The sequence below is a fragment of the Paracoccus sp. 228 genome, from assembly GCF_000967825.1.
GTDB lineage: Bacteria > Pseudomonadota > Alphaproteobacteria > Rhodobacterales > Rhodobacteraceae > Paracoccus > Paracoccus marcusii.
Genome location: NZ_JYGY01000006.1, coordinates 74,929 through 92,189 on the forward strand (window position 1 = coordinate 74,929; position 17,261 = coordinate 92,189).

A 17,261-nucleotide genomic window follows, 5' to 3' on the forward strand; every position below is an offset into this window, starting at 1 on the left:
CCGGCCCCGCGCAGGGGCCGGCCGCAGGGATCAGTTCGACTTGACCGCGGGCAAGTCGATGTTGATCTCAAGGCTGGACATGTTGTCGCCGCGCTCCATGCGGACGTCGACATCCTTGTCGCCGATCGGCACGTGCTTGCGGATCGCCGCGACGATGTCGCGCTGCAGCATCGGCAGGTAATCCGCCTCGGCGGTGCCGCTGCTGCTGCGTTCATGGGCCAGAAGGATCTGCAGGCGGTCTTTGGCCGTCTGCGCGGTCGCGGGCGGGGTCTTCTTGCGGGCGAATCCGAACAGGTTCATGACGCCCGCCCGAACAGACGCTGGAATAGGCCGGGGCGGCGTTCGCCCTGGATGCGCATCTCGACTTGGGTGCCGGTCAGGCGGCTGACGGCGTCGTTATAGGCCTGGGACGCGGCGGAAGGGCCGTCCAGGGTGACGGGCGTGCCGACGTTCGACGCCTTCAGGATCGCCTTGCTTTCCGGCACGACGCCCAGCAGCGGGACGGCCAGGATCTCCAGCACGTCGTCGACGGTCATCATCTCGCCGCGGTCAACGCGCTCCTGGTCATAGCGGGTGATCAGGACCTGCGCCTTGATGGGCTCGGCGCCCTGGGTCTCGGCGCGCTTGGTCTGGCTGCTCAGCAGGCCCAGGACGCGGTCGCTGTCGCGCACCGACGAGACCTCGGGGTTGGTCACGACGACGGCCTCGTCGGCGAAATACATCGCCATCTGGGCGCCGTGCTCGATCCCCGCCGGGCTGTCGCAGACGACATAGTCGAATTCGGCCTTCAGCTCGTTCAGGACCTTCTCGACGCCTTCCTTGGTCAGGGCGTCCTTGTCGCGGGTCTGCGAGGTCGGCAGGATCGACAGCGTGTCGACCCGCTTGTCCTTGATCAGCGCCTGCTTCAGCTTGGCGTCGCCCTGGATGACGTTGATGAAGTCGAACACCACCCGGCGTTCGCAGCCCATCGTCATGTCCAGGTTGCGCAGACCCACGTCGAAATCGATGACGACGGTCCGGAAGCCCTTCTTGGCCAGCGCGGCCGAGATCGCCGCCGACGATGTCGTCTTGCCTACGCCGCCCTTGCCCGACGTGATCACGATGACCCGCCCAAGGGGCGGGTTGGTCTTGGGTTCTGTCGTCATGCGATCACCTCCATGCAAAGTTTTTCATCCCTAAGATATATGTGCGTGCAGCGTTGGAGGGCCGCCGCATCCAGCGTCTCGCTGGTCTGGTAAAGGCCCGCGATGGCCACCAGTTCGGCGCTGAGGTTCTGGCAGAAGATATGCGCGCCCTCGTCGCCATGACATCCCGCCATCGCGCGCCCCCGAAGCGTGCCATAGACATGGATGTTGCCCGCCGCCACCAGCTCGGCGCCCGACGCCACGGTTCCGATGATGGTCAGGTCGCCATGTTCGGCCATCACCCGCTGTCCGGACCGGACGGGCGCGTGGATGACGACGTTCTGGACCGGGGGCACGTCGGCTGCAGCCGCGGCACCCGACGCGGCGGCGGCAGCGGCGGCCGCGCGGGGCAGCGGTGCGTCGCGTCCGGTGGTCACCGGGATCAGCCCGTGCCGGTCCAGCAGCGCCTCGTCCATGCCATGCGCGTTCTGGACGCCGAAGACCCGCAGTTCGCGGGTCCGCAGATGCGCCAGCAGGTCGCCGATGCGGCCGTCCTCGCGCAGGCCGGGGGCGTTGGCCAGGTCCAGCACCATCGGCGCGCCGGCAAAGAACTGGGGCGTGGTGCGCAGCTGTTCGTCCAGCTGGGCATAAAAAGCCGGGTCCGGGCTGTCACGATCGATGCGCAGGACAAGCGCAGTCAGGAATCGACCGCGCACCTGAAAGGCGGCGACGGTGGCCGGCGCGCGATCTTGCCGGTTCCGGGCGTATCGTTCTGACACGTCGAGGCTGCTCCTGCTCTGGGGCGGGTCGCGATTCGGTGCCGCGCCGCTTTTGTTGACCCTCCTCTTTCACGAACTGGCGGACAAAGGAAGAATCTCCGCGCATTTTCAGCAGGAACCTGCCGCCGGAATGGCCCGCCCATGGCAGACAGGCGGTTCCCTGCCGACGCGCGCGACCCCCTGCGCAGCGATCGCGACCGCCGCGCAGGGCCGGGTCGGGTCAGATGCGCGCCTGCTGCCGCAGCGTGCGGACCTGTTCGGCCGTCAGATAACGACTGGCCGCCAGACCGTTGTCGCCCTGCCAGCGGGCGATGGCGCTGCGGGTCGAGGGTCCGAACGCCCCGTCGGCGCGCCCGTTCAGATAGCCAAGGCTGATCAGCTGACGCTGGATCGCCACGCGTTCGTCGCGGGTCAGGCCCAGCAGCTCCTCGTCGATGGCAGCCGCGCGGTTCTCCGTCGGCGCCGGGTCGCGGCCTGCCGCATCGCTCTGCAGCGACCGGACCTGCGCGTTGGTGACATAGCCCGTCACCCGTTCGCCGGTGTCGCGCTGCCACATGCGGATCGCCTCTCGCGTGCCGGTGCCGAACAGGCCGTCCGCGCCCTTGGGGTCATAGCCCAGGGCAATCAGGTTGCGCTGGATCTGCACGCGCTGGCTGCGCGACAGGCGCAGGTCCAGTTCGGCCTGCGCCGCGGATGTCGCCGGATCGGCGGGGGCGGGGTTCGATGCGGCCGCCCCGTTCTGCAGCATCCGCGCCTGGTTGGCATTCAGATAGCCGTTGCCGGGAAGCTGTCGGGAATCCTGCCAGGCCGCGATCGCGCGGCGCGTGCCGGACCCGAAGACGCCGTCGATCCCCGACCGATAGAAGCCAAGCGTCGCCAGCCGCCGCTGAATCGCCATGCGGCTGGCCCGCGACAGGTCCAGATCGGCCTCGGCCCGTGCGGCGTTGTTCTGCGCCACGGGCGCGCCGCCCAGGTTCGACAGCCGCTGGCGGGCCTCGCGTGCATGGGTGCCGTTCGGATAGGCGTCGAGATACTGGCGATAGGCCGCGGCAGAGCCGTTCTCGACCACGCCCTGCCACAGCGAGCTTTCCTGGGCGGCCTGCTGCTGTTCCAGCAGGGTCTTGGCGATCGTGCCGACCATCTCGCCCAGGTCGGTTTCCGCCATTGCCATCTGGCCGGGCAGGGCCATCGTGCCTGCCAGCATCGTGGAAATGATAAAGCGTCGCATCATGTGTGTCCTTCCCGCGCGGATCAAAGCCGTACTGTCAACGTGCGTGATACCCGAAATATTTCCCGCGGAACCGGCGAAGACGCAAAATAAAGCAGATGTGTCCGTTCGTGTCGGGACCGGAGGGCCCCCGCGCGACGCCTATCGCCGCGCGGCGGGGCGGACCGGGACGGGATCGCCGATGGCGGCGGCCTTGGCCTTGCCGCGCCACAGGATGAACAGGCCGGACAGCACGATCAGCCCCGATCCGACCAGCATCCCCACGGTCAGCGTCTCGTCGAACAGCGCGATCCCCAGGGCCGCGCCGAACAGCAGCCGGGTATAGCGGAACGGGGTCACGGCCGACACGTCGCCGGTGCGCATCGCCTTCATCAGGCAGGAATAGGCCCCGATGCCGATCAGGACGGTCGCCGACAGCAGCAGGGCGGCGCGCGCATCGGGCATCACAAAGCCCTGCTGCTGCCATAGGGAAAACAGCAGGCCGGCCACGGCCAGCGCCAGAAACCCGTACAGCCCCAGGATCGCGGTGCTGAGGCTGCGGGGCGCTGCGCGACTGGCCAGGTCGCGGCCCGCAAAGCCCAGCATGCCGATCACCGCCAGCAGCGACAGGGCCGAGAACCCGCCCGTCCCCGGCCGCAGGATGATCAGCACGCCCAGCAGGCCCAGCCCGATCGCCGTCCAGCGCCGCCAGCCCACCCGTTCGCCAAAGATCAGGGCCGCGCAGGCCACCACCACCAGCGGCGTCGCCTGCAGGATCACAGTCGCCGTGGACAGCGGGATCAGCGCCAGCGCCAGGACATAGAACAGCCGTCCCGTGATCTCGAAGAATACTCGGACCCGCATGGCCCGCGACAGCACGTCCGGCGCCATCAGCGCGTCGCCCTGCGCACGGGCGATGACCGCGAACAGCGCCGCACCGCCAAGGCCGAACAGCATCATGATCTGGCCCACGGGCAGCAGGTCCGACACTGCCTTGACCAGCGCATCCTCCAGCGCGAAGGCCGCCATGGCGACGATCATCCATGCCGCGCCGATGGCGTTCAGCCGCGCGGGCGTGTCCGTCTTCAACATCGTGGTCCCCACCGCTGCCTTGCGCCCTGCGCATAGGCGTCCCGGTTGCGATGTGCAAACCCCAACCATCCGTCGTCCACGGTGCAAATGGAACGGAACCGGAACATGCGTATCGCGTTAACCATGCTGAAACACGAAAGGCTGTTCCTATGGACGATACCGATCCCAAGTCCCATCCCGTCGACAATGCCGAAAAGGACCCTTCGGCCTGGGTCAGCGGCGACGATCCGATGACCGGCGCACAGGCGTCCTATCTCAAGACGCTCAGCGAGCAGGCGCACCAGCCCGACGCCTATGACGAGAGCATCAGCAAGGCCGAGGCGTCGACCCGCATCGATGCGCTGAAGGCCAAGCTGGACCTTGAATAAGACCGGGCTGCGGGCTGCGCTGGCCCGCAGCCTGATCCCGTCTGTCGCGATCGTGCGGGAACGACCGGATCGCCGTCGCGTTGGCCGGCACCCTTTTCCCTGTTGATCGGACCTGAACCGTGCCCCTTCGCATCCTGGTTGTCGCCAGCGAGACCAAAGACCAGCGTGACGAACGGCGCCGCTATGCCAATACCGCTTCCCACGAAAGCTATGCCTTGGCGCTCAGGGCCTTGCGCGATGATCTTGAGGTCGATTCGACCTCCTGTGTAGAGAACGGCACGCAGATGAGCCTGCGCGATCTGGCGCAGTTCGACGGCATCGTCTTTGCCGGATCGCCGATCCAGATGCACCATGTCAGCGACGAGACGCGCCGAGCCGCAGCATTCATGCGATTGGTTTTCGATTCAGGGACGCCGTCCTTTGGATCATGTGCGGGATTGCAGATCGCGGCGGTTGCCGCCGGGGGCGCGACCGGCCCGCGACAGCCGGGCATAGAGGCCGCGCTGGCCCGCAACATCCTGACCACCGATGACGGTCGCAACCACCCTATGCTGGCCGGACGCCCGCCGGTCTGGACGGCGCCCGCAATGCATTCCAGCGTCGTGACGACCCTGCCCCCGGGCGCACGGGTGCTGGCCCGGAACGCCGACACCCCCGTCGAGGCGGCCGAGATCCGGCATGGCAACGGCGTCTTCTGGGGCGTCCAGTATCACCCCGAGATCACCTTGGCCGAGGTCGCGGCCTCGCTGCGCCGCCAGGCGTCCGACCTTGTCGATGCCGGGCTGGCCGCCAGCATCAAGGCGGTCGAGGATCATGCGGACAGGCTGCAGGCGCTCAGCGACGACCCCGCCCGCATGGACCTGGCCTGGCAGCTGGGCGTGGATGATCAGGTGACCGATACGGCCAACCGCATGCGAGAGATCGGCAATTTCCTGTCCGCACTGGAGGGGGACGCCCTGCGCCTGCCGCACGGGCGTTGACCCCGACTGCGGCCCGTAACATCGGGACGCGATGCCGCGGCGCGGAACGACGGTCGGGGGCGGGCGTTGGCCTCGGAACTCAGCCATTCGGACCGCATCCCATGCCAGACACCCTGCAGAACCCCCTTGCCATCGTGACCGGCGCCGATTCCGGCATCGGGCGGGCAACCGCCATCGCGCTGGCCAAGGCGGGCCATGACCTGTTGATCACCTATCGGTCGGACCGCGACGGCGCGTCCGAGACCGTCTCCAAGATCACCCAGATCGGCCGCCGGGCACGCCATGTGCGTTGCGACCAAAGCGTCCCTGACGACATCGCCGCGATGTTCGCGGACCTGGATGACCAGGGGATCGCCGCGCGCGTGCTGGTCAACAATGCCGGCATCGACGCCAGCGGCACGCCGGCGGCACAGATGACCGACGATGATTGGCTCAAGACGATCGCCACGGATCTGACCGGTCCGTTCATGCTGTGCCGCGCCTTTGCCACCCGTGCCGTCAAGGCGGGGAACGGCGGGCGGATCGTCAATGTCAGCTCGATCCATGAGGATACGCCGCGCATCGGCTCGGCCGCCTATGATGCGGCCAAGGGCGGGCTGCGGATGTTGACGCGCACGCTGGCGCTGGAGCTGGCGGGCGATGCGATCACCGTGAACAACGTGGCGCCCGGCATGATCCTGACCCCGATCAACCAGGCAGCCAAGGACGACCCCGACCTGCGCCGCAAGATGGAGAAGAACATCCCCCTGGGCCGCGCGGGCGAACCGCACGAGGTCGCCGACCTGATCGCCTTTCTGGCATCGGACGCGGCGGCATACGTGACGGGGCAGAGCTTCTTCATCGATGGCGGGCTGTCGATCAACCTGGGGCAGGGCGCCTGATGGCGCGCGACGCCGCGGGCTATCTGCCCCTGTCCGATTATGCGGCGCTTGGCGACGGGCGCGGCGTGGCCCTGTCCGGTGCGGACGGGGGCATCGACTGGTGGTGCGTGCCGAACATGGACAGCCCGCCGTTGTTCGATCGCCTTCTGGTCGGTCACGACGTGCTGGAAAACGGCGCGCAGGGCGGCCATTTCACTATCATGCCGCGGGGGTCGTTCTCGGCCACCCGGCGTTACCGGCCCGACAGCAATGTGCTGGAGACGCGGTTTCGCACCGATGACGGCGTGGCCGTGCTGACCGAAAGCCTGAACAGCTCCACCGCAGGACGGTTGCCTTGGGCGGAGCTGGCGCGACGCATTCAGGTTCTGGACGGGCGGATGAGCTTTGACGTGGTGCTGCAGCTGGGCCACCGGTCGGGCAAGCGCAGCCCCTACATGGCCAAGCGCGGCCCCTACGAGACGTTCCATGTCGGATCGGTGCTGGGCCTGTTCCTGCATGGCGAACAGCTGCAGATCGACCATCGCGGCGACGACCGGGTCGAGGCGCGGCTGGTCCTGACCCGGGGCCAGACGGAGGTCATCGCCATCGTCGCCGGCGCGAACGAGCCGCTGGTCGTGCCGCCCCTGTCCGACATCGACGCCCGGATCGACCTGTCCGACCAGGAATGGCGCGACTGGTGCGCCCTGATCGCGCCCGACCTGCCCGACCGCGATTTCCTGATGCGGCAGGCGCTGGCGCTCAAGGTGCTGCTCTATGCGCCCAGTGGGGCGATCGCCGCGGCGGCCACGACCTCGCTGCCCGAACGGATCGGGGGCGACAAGAACTACGACTATCGCTTTGCCTGGGTCCGGGACGCGGGCTACGTCATCGAATCCTTCCTGCACCTGGGGATCATGGCCGAGGCCAAGGCCGCGCTGACCTGGCTTTTGAACCAGCTGTGCGCGCATGGGGCCAAGGTCTGTTTTTCGCTGGACGGCGGCGTCGAGGAGGGCATGGAGGAGATCCCCGTTCCCGGCTATCGCGGATCACGCCCGGTCCTGTCGGGCAACCGTGCGGCGCGTCAGCATCAGCACGGCATCTATGGCGACATCTTCGAGACGGTGTCGGCATTCGTGCGCGCCGGCGGCCTGATCGACGACCGCAGCGCCGAGACGCTGTCGCATCTGGCCGACGAATGCGCCGACCGCTGGAAGCAGAAGGACAGCGGCATCTGGGAACTGCCGCAGCTTGAACATTACACGATGTCCAAGATCAGCTGCTGGCAGGCGCTGAACCGCGCGGTCGAACTGGCCGATGCCGGCCAGCTGCCCACCACCTGCCGCGACCGCTGGAGCCGCGAGCGCGCCCGCATCGCCGCCTGGATCGATGCGCATTGCTGGGACGCGGACATCGGCGCCTATGTCATGCATCCCGGCACCACGCGGCTGGACGCGGCGCTGATTCTGGCGGTGCGTTTCGATTACGACGGCCATGACCGTCTGCGCAGCACGCTGGACGCGATCGACGCGCAACTGGGCGCGGGCGGGCACCTGCACTACCGATATACCGGGATGGACGCCGAGGAGGGGTGCTTTCTGGCCTGTTCGTTCTGGATGGTCGAGGCGCGCGTCCTGCTGGATCAGCGCGACAAGGCGCTTGCGCTGATGTCGGGGCTGCGCGCACGTATCGACGATGCGCCGGGCATCCTGCCCGAGATGATCGACCCCGACAGCGGCGAATGGCTGGGCAACATGCCCCAGGGTCTTAGCCATCTGGCGGCCTTGCAGGCCAGCCTGGCCCTGTCGCGCCAAGCGCCGTGAAAGTTTTCAGGATGACCCGCGGCTTGCGCGCCATCCGGTCAGCGCGCAGGAACCGTTCCCCCGGGGGGCCGCGTTTCATCAGCGAACGAGTTGCTGCTGAAAGGAACGTCCCATGAAACTGGACGGAAAGAACATCGCCCTGCTGATCTCTCCCCGTGGAACCGAGGAGCCGGAGTTTTCCAAGCCGCTGGCCGCATTGCGCGACGCCGGTGCCAAGGTCACGGTCGTCAGCACCAAGACCGGCACCGCCAAAACGGTGAACGGCGATCTGGATCCGGGGTCGGATCACCAGGTTGACAGCGCGGTCGGGTCGGTCTCGGCTAGCGATTTCCACGGGCTGGTCATTCCGGGCGGCACCGTGGGCGCGGATACGCTGCGCGCGGACAAGGATGTGGTGGCCTTCGTCCACGACTTCTTCTCGCAGGGCAAGCCCGTCGGTGCCATCTGCCACGCCCCTTGGGTGCTGATAGAGGCCGGTGTGCTGAAGGGGCGGACTATCACCTCTTATCCCAGCCTCAAGACCGACATCACCAATGCCGGCGCGACCTGGGTGGACAAGGAGGTCATGACTGACAGCGGTCTGGTGACCAGCCGCAACCCGGACGATCTGCCCGCCTTCTGCGCCAAGCTGATCGAGGAATTCGGCGAAGGGCGCCACGAAGACCAGACCCGCAGCGCCTGATCCGCTGCCCGCGCCCGTCAGCCGTGACGGGCGCGTCTGCCGACCCATTTTACGGTCAAGCCGCGTCCCATCGGGACGCAAAATTCAGGGCCCATCGGGCCTTTTTTTTGCTCCTGAGATGACGCAGCCATAGTGGTGCAATCGTGCCAACGCCAACATTGGCCGTTTTCCAAACCGTTGTCGCCGATCTGACAAGATCAGCACAGGGTCCATGCCTCCCATTATCGACACGACATCCCCCGGCCCGATCCGCGGAACGGCGCCCATCGCGGGAAAAGCTGAACGAAGGGCTTGCCGAATCTTCCCGGCGGACACACGGTCGCACGGCGTCGTGAACGCATCGAGTGGTGTCCGGGCCCCTCTGACGAAAGTGGCGGCGCTTTCGTGATGTCGGCACCTGTTTTCGGATTCACCGCCTGGACTTTTCCTCATGACACAGGACACCCTATCCACTGCGCAAAAGCGCCCGGTCCTTTCCTATTTGAAATGGGCGATCATCGTCACCTTCCTGGGCCTGGCCCTGGGCGCGGTGCTGGGATGGCAGACGACCGGCACGCTTGGGGGCATGCTGTCGATCCTGTTCATCGTCACGGTGCTGGCGGTGCTGGAGATCTCGTTGTCCTTCGACAACGCCATCGTGAACGCCAACAAGCTCAAGGACATGCAGCCGGTCTGGCAGCGCCGCTTCCTGACCTGGGGCATCCTGATCGCCGTTTTCGGCATGCGGATCGTGTTCCCGCTGCTGATCGTGGTGATCGCGGCGGGCATCGGCCCGTGGCAGGCGCTGGTGCTGGCCGCCAGCCAGCCCGATGAATACGCCCGCATCATGCATGACGCGCACCTGCCCATCGCCGCCTTCGGGGGGACGTTCCTGATGATGGTCGGGCTCAGCTTCTTCTTCGACCACGAAAAGGACGTGCACTGGGTCGGCTGGATCGAACATCACATGGCCAAGTACGCCTCGATCCGCGGGGTCGAGGTCGCGGTGGTCCTGCTGTTCGTCCTGGGCTTCTCACATCTTCTGGAGGGTGCGGAACGCACGACCTTCTTCACCGCCGCGATCTGGGGCCTGATGACCTTCCTGCTGGTCGAGGTTCTGGGCGGGCTGCTGGACAGCACGCAGGAGACCCTGCACGGTGCCGCCAAGGGCGGTCTGGGCGCGTTCCTGTACCTTGAGGTCCTGGACGCGTCCTTCAGCTTCGACGGCGTGATCGGTGCCTTCGCGCTCAGCCAGAACCTGTTCGTGATCGCGATCGGCCTGGGCATCGGGGCGATGTACGTGCGGTCCATGACCATCATGCTGGTCGAGAACAGCACCCTGTCGGAATACCGCTATCTGGAACACGGCGCCTTCTATGCGATCATCGCGCTGTCCGTGGTGATGTTCGCCCAGTCCCTTGTCCACATCCCCGAGGTCATCACCGGCCTGGGCGGTGCGACGCTGATCGGCATCTCGCTGTGGTCGTCGATCCGCTGGAATCGGCACGAGGCACAGCTCGCCGCCCAGTGACGACGCACCCTGCGGCCGCGCCCGACGCGGCCGCAGGAGCGGCATTAATGGCGCACCATCATTTATGTCGCAATTTCATCGTTCGAACGGGAACGATGGCGTGATCGGCGGGTTCGGCAGACGGACCACTGATCACAAGGGCGCATCCCATGGCCACAGTTTCGCGTTCCGGCCTGTCGGACAGCTCCCTGCTGGGCCTGGCGATCCTGAATTTCTTCCTGGCGGATGCGCGGGACGGGCTTGGCCCGTTCCTGGACGCCTTTCTGGCGACGCGTGGCTGGTCGCCGCTGACCCTGGGAGCGATCGCGACCCCGTTCGCGGGGGCGCTGGTCGACAGGTCGCACTGGAAACGTGCGCTGATCGCCGGCCCGGTGATCGTCATCACCGCGGGGGCGCTGCTGACGCTGCTGGTGCCTGATCCGGCTGTGGTCTGGGTCGGCACCATCGCCACCGCGGTGCTGGGCGTGGTCATCGCCCCCGCCCTGGCAGGGCTCAGCTTGGGGCTGGTCGGGCAGCGCGCCTTTCCGCGCCAGATCTCGCGCAACGAATTCTGGAACCACAGCGGCAACCTGGCATCGCTGATGGCCATCTATCTGGCCGTCAGCCTGTTCGGAGAGTTCTCAGTCGTCTGGCTGATGATCGTGACGGCGCTTGGGGCGCTGATCGCGCTGCGGATGATCCGCCCGGATCGGATCGACCATGACGTGGCACGCGGCATGGTCAGGGGCCAGGGTACGGACGACCATGCCCGGCCATCCGGTCTGTCGGTGCTGCTGCACAACCGCGGCCTGATCCTGCTGGCGCTGGTGATGATGCTGTTCCATTTCGGCAATGCCCCGATGAGCCGGCTGATCGCGCAGGAATTCTCGATCCAGCTGGGAACGCCTTTCCGCACGACGGCGCTGATCACCGGGGTTGCACAGGCGACGATGATCGCGGTGGCCGCGGCGACCCCGTGGCTGATCCGGCGTCTTGGGTTGCGGTCGTGCTTTCTCATCGCGCTGTGCGCGCTGCCGCTGCGCGGCGTCCTGGCGGGGATGGTCCCGGATTTCTGGGTCGTGGTTCCGGTGCAGATGCTGGACGGGATCGGCGCCGGCATGCTGGGCATCCTGACCCCGGTTGCCGCGGAACGGCTGCTGGCCAAGACCGGGCGGTTCAATCTGGGCTTTGCGACGGTGATGACCGTGCAGGGGGTCGGGGCGACCTTCTCCAACGTCTTTGCCGGCTGGATCGTGTCTGGCCACGGCTATGGCATGTCCCATTTCATCGGCGCGGGCGTGGCCCTTGCGGCCTTGGCGGTGTTCCTGCTCTTCAGCCGGACCATCGCGCCGGGACCCCGGTCCGCGGACTGACCGGGCAGGGGAATGGCCTGATGCGTTGACTTTTGATGGTGAAAAGAACAAAACAGGAACTTACAGCCCTGTTCCGGTAACCCCATGTCTGCCTCCTCCGCCACGCTTTCCGCGCTTCGCAGTCGCATCTCGCATCTCGAGGGGCATGTGCAGGCCCATGCGGTGCTGCCCTTCGGGCTGCCCGAGCTGGACCGCCGCCTGCCCCAAGGCGGGCTGCCCCTGGGCTGTCTGCACGAGGTCGCGGGCAGCGGTGCGGGCGCCGATGACGGGGCCGCGGCCGCCTGCTTCGCGGCCGGCATCGCCGCGCGCCTGCCGGGTCAGGTCCTGTGGTGCGTGACGCGGGCGGACCTGTTCGCGCCGGGCTTGGCGCAGGCCGGTCTGACCCCCGACCGGGTCATCCATGTCGAGGCCGGGGACGAGACATCCGTCCTGGCCTGCATGGAGGAGGGGTTGCGCCATGGCGGCCTGGCCGCCGTCGTGGCCGAGATCGGGCGCCTGTCCATGACCGCCTCGCGCAGGCTGCACCTGGCGGCCAAGAACACCGGCACCACGGGCATCGCGCTGCGCCGCTGGCGGTGGCTGGCGGATGCCGACGACTTTGGCCAGCCCACCGCGGCGATGACGCGCTGGCGCGTGTCGGAACGCCCCTCAGTCGCGCTGCCGGTGCCGGGCCTTGGCCGTGCGCTGTGGTTGGTGGAACTGATGCGCGCACGGGCGGGCGAGACCTTCGATCTGGAAGTGGAGGCATGCGATGGCACGGGTCATCTCGGTCTGCCTGCCGATGTGGCCGATCGACCGGCTGCGGCGGGTGGGCGATACGCCTTCGGATAGCGCGCCGCTGATCCTGTCGGGCCGGGCGGGCAGCCGCCGGGTGGTCACTGCCGCCTGCGACCGCGCGCTGGCGCTTGGGCTGCGGCCGGGCATGTCGGTCAGCAAGGCGCAGGCGATGGTCCCCGACCTGCGCGTCGAACCGGCCGACCCGGATGCCGACATGGCGGCGCTGGAACGGCTGGCCCTGTGGCTGATGCAGCGCTTCGCGCCCATCGTCGCGGTCGATCCGCCCGACGGGGTGGTGATCGAGGCGACCGGCACCGACCATCTGCACGGCGGAGAGGACGCGATGCTGCAGGCGATCCTGGGCCGGCTGACCCTGTCGGGCATCGTCGCGCGGCTGGCCATGGCCGACACGTGGGGCGCGGCCCATGCCCTGGCCCGCCACGGCACGAACCTGCCCATCGTCGCGACCGGCGACATGCAGGCGGCGCTGGCGCCGCTGCCTTTGTCCGCGTTGCGCCTGCCGCCCGCCATCGTCGGCGGGCTGCAGGATCTGGGCCTTGCGACCATCGCGGATCTGATCGCGGTGCCGCGCGCGCCGCTGACCCGCCGGTTCGGACCCCAAGTGATGCGCCGCCTGGACCAGGCCCTGGGCACCCTGGGCGAACCTGTGGACCCGCTGCGCCCTGCCGACCTGGTGACCGCACGCCGTGCCTTTGCCGAACCGATCGGCGCGGCCGAAACCATCGCCCGCTATATCGACAAGCTGGTCCGCGACCTGTGCCGCCAGCTGGAGGCGCGGGGCCTGGGCGCGCGGCGGCTGGACCTGATCTGCTGGCGCGTGGACAGCCGCGCCCAACCCGTGCGCGTGGGCCTGGCCGCGCCCCTGCGTGACCCCGCACGCCTGGTGCGCCTGCTGTGCGACAGGATCCCCACCATCGATCCGGGCTTCGGGATCGAGATCATGTCCCTGACCGCGACCCTTGCCGAACCCCTGGCCCCGCGCCAGACCGACAGCCTGCTGGAACCCGCGGCCCCCGACATGTCCAGCCTGATCGACAGCCTGACGAACCGGGTCGGCGCGCGTGCCGTCTATCGCCTGGCGCCGGTGGCCAGCGACGTGCCCGAACGGTCGGTCATCCGCGTGGCGCCGATGAGCGTCATCGCCGAGGGCTGGCCCGACCACTGGCCGCGCCCCTCGCGGCTGCTGGCGCGGCCCGAACCGATCGACACCATGGCCCTGCTGCCCGACCACCCGCCCCGCTGGATCGTCTGGCGCGGCGCCCGCCACGACGTCGAGGGCGCCGACGGGCCGGAACGCATCTTCGGCGAATGGTGGAAGCGCGATGCCGAAACCCGCGCGGTGCGCGACTATTTCCGCATCGAGGACCAGGCCGGGCGCCGGTTCTGGATCTTTCGCCAGGGCGACGGAGAGGACGTGACCACCGGGTCCCACAACTGGTTCCTGCACGGTGTCTTCGGATGAGCTATGTCGAACTGCAGGTGACCTCGCATTTCTCGTTCCTGCGCGGGGCGTCCTCCGCGCAGGAGCTGTTCGCCACCGCGGCGCTGATGGGCATGCGGGCGCTGGCCGTCACGGACCGCAACAGCCTGGCGGGCATCGTCCGCGCGTTCGAGGCGTCCAACGACACCGGCGTGCGGCTGATCGTCGGCTGCCGCCTGGACCTGCGCTGCGGCATGTCGGTGCTGGTCTATCCGATGGACCGCGCGGGCTATGGCCGACTGTGCCGTCTGCTGTCCCTGGGCAAGGCGCGGGCGGGCAAGGGGGCGTGCCACCTGGACTGGGCCGATGTGGCGGACCACGCCCAGGGCCTTCTGGCGGTCCTGGTCCCCGACATGGCCGATGACGACTGTGCGCTGCGCCTGCGCCGGATGCGCGAGGTCTTCGGCGATCGCGCCTATCTGGCGCTGACCCTGCGGCGGCGGCCCAACGATCCGCTGCGCCTGCATCGGCTATCCCTGCTGGCCGCGCGGGCCGGGGTGCCGACGGTGGTCACCAACGACGTGCTGTTTCATGACCCCGACTGCCGCATCCTGCAGGACGTGATGACGGCGATCCGCCACAACACGACCGTCGACGCCTTGGGCTTTCGCCGCGAACGCCATGCCGACCGCCACCTGAAGACCCCGGCCGAGATGGCGCGCCTGTTCGCCCGCTATCCCGATGCGCTGGCCCGCAGCGCTCAGATCGCCGACCGCTGCCGATTCTCGCTCAAGGAGCTGCGCTATCAGTACCCCGAGGAACGCCCCGACCCCTCGGTCAGCCCGCAGCAGACGCTGGAGGCGCTGACCTGGCAGGGCGCGGCCGTCCGCTATCCGGACGGGACCCCGCCCAAGGTCGCGGCGACCCTGCGCCACGAACTGGCCCTGATCGCCAAGCTGGAATACGCGCCCTATTTCCTGACCGTAAACAACATCGTCCGCCACGCCCGCAGCCAGGGCATCCTGTGTCAGGGGCGGGGGTCGGCGGCCAATTCTGCGGTCTGCTTCGTGCTGGGCATCACGGCGATCGACCCCCAGGGCGGCAACCTGCTGTTCGAGCGCTTCATCAGCGAGGAACGCCACGAACCCCCCGACATCGACGTGGATTTCGAACACGAGCGGCGCGAGGAGGTCATCCAGTGGATCTATCGCACCTATGGCCGCGATCGCGCCGCGCTGACCGCGACCGTGATCCGCTATCGCACCAAGGGCGCGCTGCGCGACGTGGGCAAGGCCCTGGGCCTGCCCGAGGACGTGATCCGCGCCATCTCCGGCCAGATCTGGGCCTGGTCCGAGGACGGCGTGCCCGAAACCCTGCTGCGGGAGCTGAACCTGAACCCCGCCGACCGCCGCCTGCGGCTGACGCTGGACCTGGCGGCGCGGCTGCGCGGCACGCCCCGGCACCTGTCCCAGCATCCCGGCGGCTTCGTCCTGACCCAGGACCGGCTGGACGAGCTGGTCCCGATCGAACCGGCCGCGATGCAGGACCGCCAGATCATCGAATGGGACAAGGACGACATCGACGCGCTGAGGTTCATGAAGCTGGACGTGCTGGCCCTGGGGATGCTGACCTGCATCGCGCGCTGCTTCGCCCTCTTGGACCGCCACAAGGGCCTGCGGCTGGACCTGGCCACGATCCCGGCCGACGACGAGGCGACATTCGACATGATCTGTCGGGCCGACACGCTTGGCACCTTTCAGATCGAAAGCCGGGCGCAGATGTCGATGCTGCCCCGGCTGAAGCCGCGCAGCATCGCGGATCTGACCATCCAGGTGGCCATCGTCCGGCCCGGCCCGATCCAGGGCGACATGGTCCATCCCTATTTGCGCCGCCGCGCCGGGCTGGAGCCGGTGGTCTATCCCAAGCCGGAACTGGAACAGGTGCTGGGCCGCACCTATGGCGTGCCGCTGTTTCAGGAACAGGCGATGCGCATCGCCATCGAATGCGCGGGCTTTACCCCCGGCCAGGCCGACATGCTGCGCAAGTCGATGGCGACCTTCAAGCTGACCGGCGGGGTGTCGGCCTTTCGCGACCGCGTCATCGAGGGGATGATTGCCAACGGCTATGATCCCGAATTCTCGGAAAAGATATTTCGCCAGCTGGAGGGGTTCGGCAGCTACGGCTTTCCCGAAAGCCATGCGGCCAGCTTTGCGTTGATCGCCTATGCCTCGGCCTGGCTGAAATGCTGGCATCCCGACGTGTTCTGCGCGGCGCTTCTGAACAGCCAGCCGATGGGGTTCTATGCCCCGGCCCAGATCGTGCGCGATGCGCGCGATCACGGCGTGGCGATCCGCCCCGTCTGCATCGCGCTGTCGGATTGGGACTGCACGCTGGAACCGGCGGGGCAGGGGTTCGCCGTCCGCTTGGGTCTGCGCATGGTCAGGGGGCTGGCCGAAACCCATGCCCGCGCCATCGTGGCCGCCCGGCCCGCCGCCACGGCCCAGGACCTGTGCCGCCGCGCGGGCGTGCCCGCCGCCGCCCTGACCCGCATCGCCGAGGCCGACGGCTTTCGCCCGACCTATGGCTTGGCGCGTCGCGAGGCACTGTGGGCCATTCGCGGCCATCAGCCGGACCTGCCGCTGTTCGCCGCCATCCCCGCCCCGGAACCCGCCGTCGCCCTATCCCCCATGCCCGACAGACGCGAGGTGGTCCAGGATTACGCCCATACCGGCGTCACCCTGCGCCGCCACCCGCTGTCCTTCCTGCGCGACAGCCTGACCCGCCGCTGCATCCGCCCCTGTGCCGAGGCGATGGCCAGCGCCGACCGCCGCTGGATGCATGTCGCGGGGCTGGTCCTGGTCCGTCAGCGCCCCGGATCGGCCAAGGGCGTGATGTTCATCACTCTGGAGGATGAAAGCGGCATCGCGAACCTGGTGCTGTGGCCCAAGGTCTTCGATCGGCACCGCCGCATCATCCTGGGTGCGGGCATGATCGGGGTCGAGGGCCGCGTCCAGCGCGCCGGAGAGGTGGTCCATCTGGTCGCCCACCGCCTGACCGACATGTCGGCAGAGCTTGCCTCCGTCGGTCGGCAGGGCGCCTTTCCGCTGCCGCACGGCCGCGGCGACGAATTCCACCGCGGCGCGCCGCCCCCCGATCCGCGCAGCCAAGGCCCCAAGCCCCGCCAGATCTATGTCCGTGACCTGCCGCGTGACGGGATCACCGTGAAGACCCGCGATTTCCGCTGACGGTCCGGTCCTTGCGGGGCCATG

General features: G+C 68.2%; 15 protein-coding genes. 10 read left to right on the forward strand and 5 right to left on the reverse strand.

Features of this window, described 5'->3' with window-relative positions; all coding sequences use genetic code 11:
• Window positions 1-30 precede the first annotated feature (30 nt).
• The 5 genes from minE to SY26_RS17125 form a co-directional block, all read right to left on the reverse strand.
• On the reverse strand, window positions 31-300 hold the full coding sequence (gene minE, locus SY26_RS17105) for a cell division topological specificity factor MinE (RefSeq protein ID WP_176695051.1): 270 nt from the start codon (window positions 298-300) through the stop codon (window positions 31-33).
• Window positions 297-1,145, reverse strand: coding sequence for a septum site-determining protein MinD (gene minD, locus SY26_RS17110; protein ID WP_045981816.1), 849 nt, complete (start codon window positions 1,143-1,145; stop codon window positions 297-299). Before minD ends, minE begins: the two co-directional genes overlap by 4 nt.
• Window positions 1,142-1,903, reverse strand: coding sequence for a septum site-determining protein MinC (minC, locus tag SY26_RS17115; protein ID WP_046001526.1), 762 nt, complete (start codon window positions 1,901-1,903; stop codon window positions 1,142-1,144). Before minC ends, minD begins: the two co-directional genes overlap by 4 nt.
• A 220-nt stretch (window positions 1,904-2,123) precedes the next feature.
• Window positions 2,124-3,134 carry a peptidoglycan-binding protein gene (locus tag SY26_RS17120; RefSeq protein ID WP_046001527.1) on the reverse strand — a complete coding sequence of 337 codons (1,011 nt, stop codon included), beginning with the start codon at window positions 3,132-3,134 and terminating at the stop codon, window positions 2,124-2,126.
• A gap of 138 nt (window positions 3,135-3,272) precedes the next feature.
• Window positions 3,273-4,202, reverse strand: a complete 930-nt coding sequence (locus tag SY26_RS17125) for a DMT family transporter (RefSeq protein ID WP_232303379.1) — start codon at window positions 4,200-4,202, stop codon at window positions 3,273-3,275.
• A 149-nt stretch (window positions 4,203-4,351) separates the two neighbouring features.
• Here SY26_RS17125 and SY26_RS17130 point away from each other — a divergent pair, with 149 nt between their 5' ends.
• From SY26_RS17130 to SY26_RS17175, 10 genes are all read left to right on the forward strand, one after another.
• A complete protein-coding gene (locus tag SY26_RS17130) occupies window positions 4,352-4,570 on the forward strand; it encodes a DUF3072 domain-containing protein (RefSeq protein ID WP_045981813.1) in 219 nt (72 codons plus the stop codon).
• 119 nt (window positions 4,571-4,689) lie between these two features.
• A complete protein-coding gene (locus SY26_RS17135; RefSeq protein ID WP_046001528.1) occupies window positions 4,690-5,550 on the forward strand; it encodes a gamma-glutamyl-gamma-aminobutyrate hydrolase family protein in 861 nt (286 codons plus the stop codon).
• Between the two features lie 101 nt (window positions 5,551-5,651).
• Window positions 5,652-6,431 (forward strand): SDR family oxidoreductase, encoded by a 780-nt coding sequence (locus SY26_RS17140; protein ID WP_046001529.1) that lies wholly within the window; start codon window positions 5,652-5,654, stop codon window positions 6,429-6,431.
• The gene (locus SY26_RS17145) at window positions 6,431-8,230 is read left to right on the forward strand and encodes a glycoside hydrolase family 15 protein (RefSeq protein WP_046001530.1); all 1,800 of its coding nucleotides are present in this window, start codon (window positions 6,431-6,433) and stop codon (window positions 8,228-8,230) included. The genes SY26_RS17140 and SY26_RS17145 overlap by 1 nt, the downstream gene beginning before the upstream one ends.
• 112 nt (window positions 8,231-8,342) lie before the next feature.
• Entirely contained in the window at window positions 8,343-8,912 is a 570-nt protein-coding gene (locus SY26_RS17150; RefSeq protein ID WP_046001531.1) for a type 1 glutamine amidotransferase domain-containing protein, read from the forward strand.
• Window positions 8,913-9,342: 430 nt separating this feature from the next.
• Complete coding sequence (locus tag SY26_RS17155; protein ID WP_045981808.1) at window positions 9,343-10,422, forward strand: DUF475 domain-containing protein; 1,080 nt, start codon at window positions 9,343-9,345, stop codon at window positions 10,420-10,422.
• A gap of 149 nt (window positions 10,423-10,571) precedes the next feature.
• Window positions 10,572-11,774, forward strand: a complete 1,203-nt coding sequence (locus tag SY26_RS17160) for an MFS transporter (RefSeq protein ID WP_046001532.1) — start codon at window positions 10,572-10,574, stop codon at window positions 11,772-11,774.
• Between the two features lie 84 nt (window positions 11,775-11,858).
• The gene (locus tag SY26_RS17165; RefSeq protein ID WP_046001533.1) at window positions 11,859-12,605 is read left to right on the forward strand and encodes an ImuA family protein; all 747 of its coding nucleotides are present in this window, start codon (window positions 11,859-11,861) and stop codon (window positions 12,603-12,605) included.
• Window positions 12,526-14,034 carry a DNA polymerase Y family protein gene (locus tag SY26_RS17170; RefSeq protein WP_046001534.1) on the forward strand — a complete coding sequence of 503 codons (1,509 nt, stop codon included), beginning with the start codon at window positions 12,526-12,528 and terminating at the stop codon, window positions 14,032-14,034. The genes SY26_RS17165 and SY26_RS17170 overlap by 80 nt, the downstream gene beginning before the upstream one ends.
• On the forward strand, window positions 14,031-17,237 hold the full coding sequence (locus tag SY26_RS17175) for an error-prone DNA polymerase (RefSeq protein WP_046001535.1): 3,207 nt from the start codon (window positions 14,031-14,033) through the stop codon (window positions 17,235-17,237). Before SY26_RS17170 ends, SY26_RS17175 begins: the two co-directional genes overlap by 4 nt.
• Window positions 17,238-17,261 lie beyond the last annotated feature (24 nt).

Coding starts and splice junctions, on each gene's coding strand:
- SY26_RS17170 (WP_046001534.1), top strand. CDS start 12,526: ATGGCACGGGTCATCTCGGTCTGCCTGCCGATGTGGCCGATCGACCGG.
- minD (WP_045981816.1), bottom strand. CDS start 1,145: ATGACGACAGAACCCAAGACCAACCCGCCCCTTGGGCGGGTCATCGTG.
- minE (WP_176695051.1), bottom strand. CDS start 300: ATGAACCTGTTCGGATTCGCCCGCAAGAAGACCCCGCCCGCGACCGCG.
- SY26_RS17140 (WP_046001529.1), top strand. CDS start 5,652: ATGCCAGACACCCTGCAGAACCCCCTTGCCATCGTGACCGGCGCCGAT.
- SY26_RS17165 (WP_046001533.1), top strand. CDS start 11,859: ATGTCTGCCTCCTCCGCCACGCTTTCCGCGCTTCGCAGTCGCATCTCG.
- SY26_RS17175 (WP_046001535.1), top strand. CDS start 14,031: ATGAGCTATGTCGAACTGCAGGTGACCTCGCATTTCTCGTTCCTGCGC.
- SY26_RS17150 (WP_046001531.1), top strand. CDS start 8,343: ATGAAACTGGACGGAAAGAACATCGCCCTGCTGATCTCTCCCCGTGGA.
- SY26_RS17160 (WP_046001532.1), top strand. CDS start 10,572: ATGGCCACAGTTTCGCGTTCCGGCCTGTCGGACAGCTCCCTGCTGGGC.
- SY26_RS17125 (WP_232303379.1), bottom strand. CDS start 4,202: ATGTTGAAGACGGACACGCCCGCGCGGCTGAACGCCATCGGCGCGGCA.
- SY26_RS17130 (WP_045981813.1), top strand. CDS start 4,352: ATGGACGATACCGATCCCAAGTCCCATCCCGTCGACAATGCCGAAAAG.
- SY26_RS17120 (WP_046001527.1), bottom strand. CDS start 3,134: ATGATGCGACGCTTTATCATTTCCACGATGCTGGCAGGCACGATGGCC.
- SY26_RS17155 (WP_045981808.1), top strand. CDS start 9,343: ATGACACAGGACACCCTATCCACTGCGCAAAAGCGCCCGGTCCTTTCC.
- SY26_RS17145 (WP_046001530.1), top strand. CDS start 6,431: ATGGCGCGCGACGCCGCGGGCTATCTGCCCCTGTCCGATTATGCGGCG.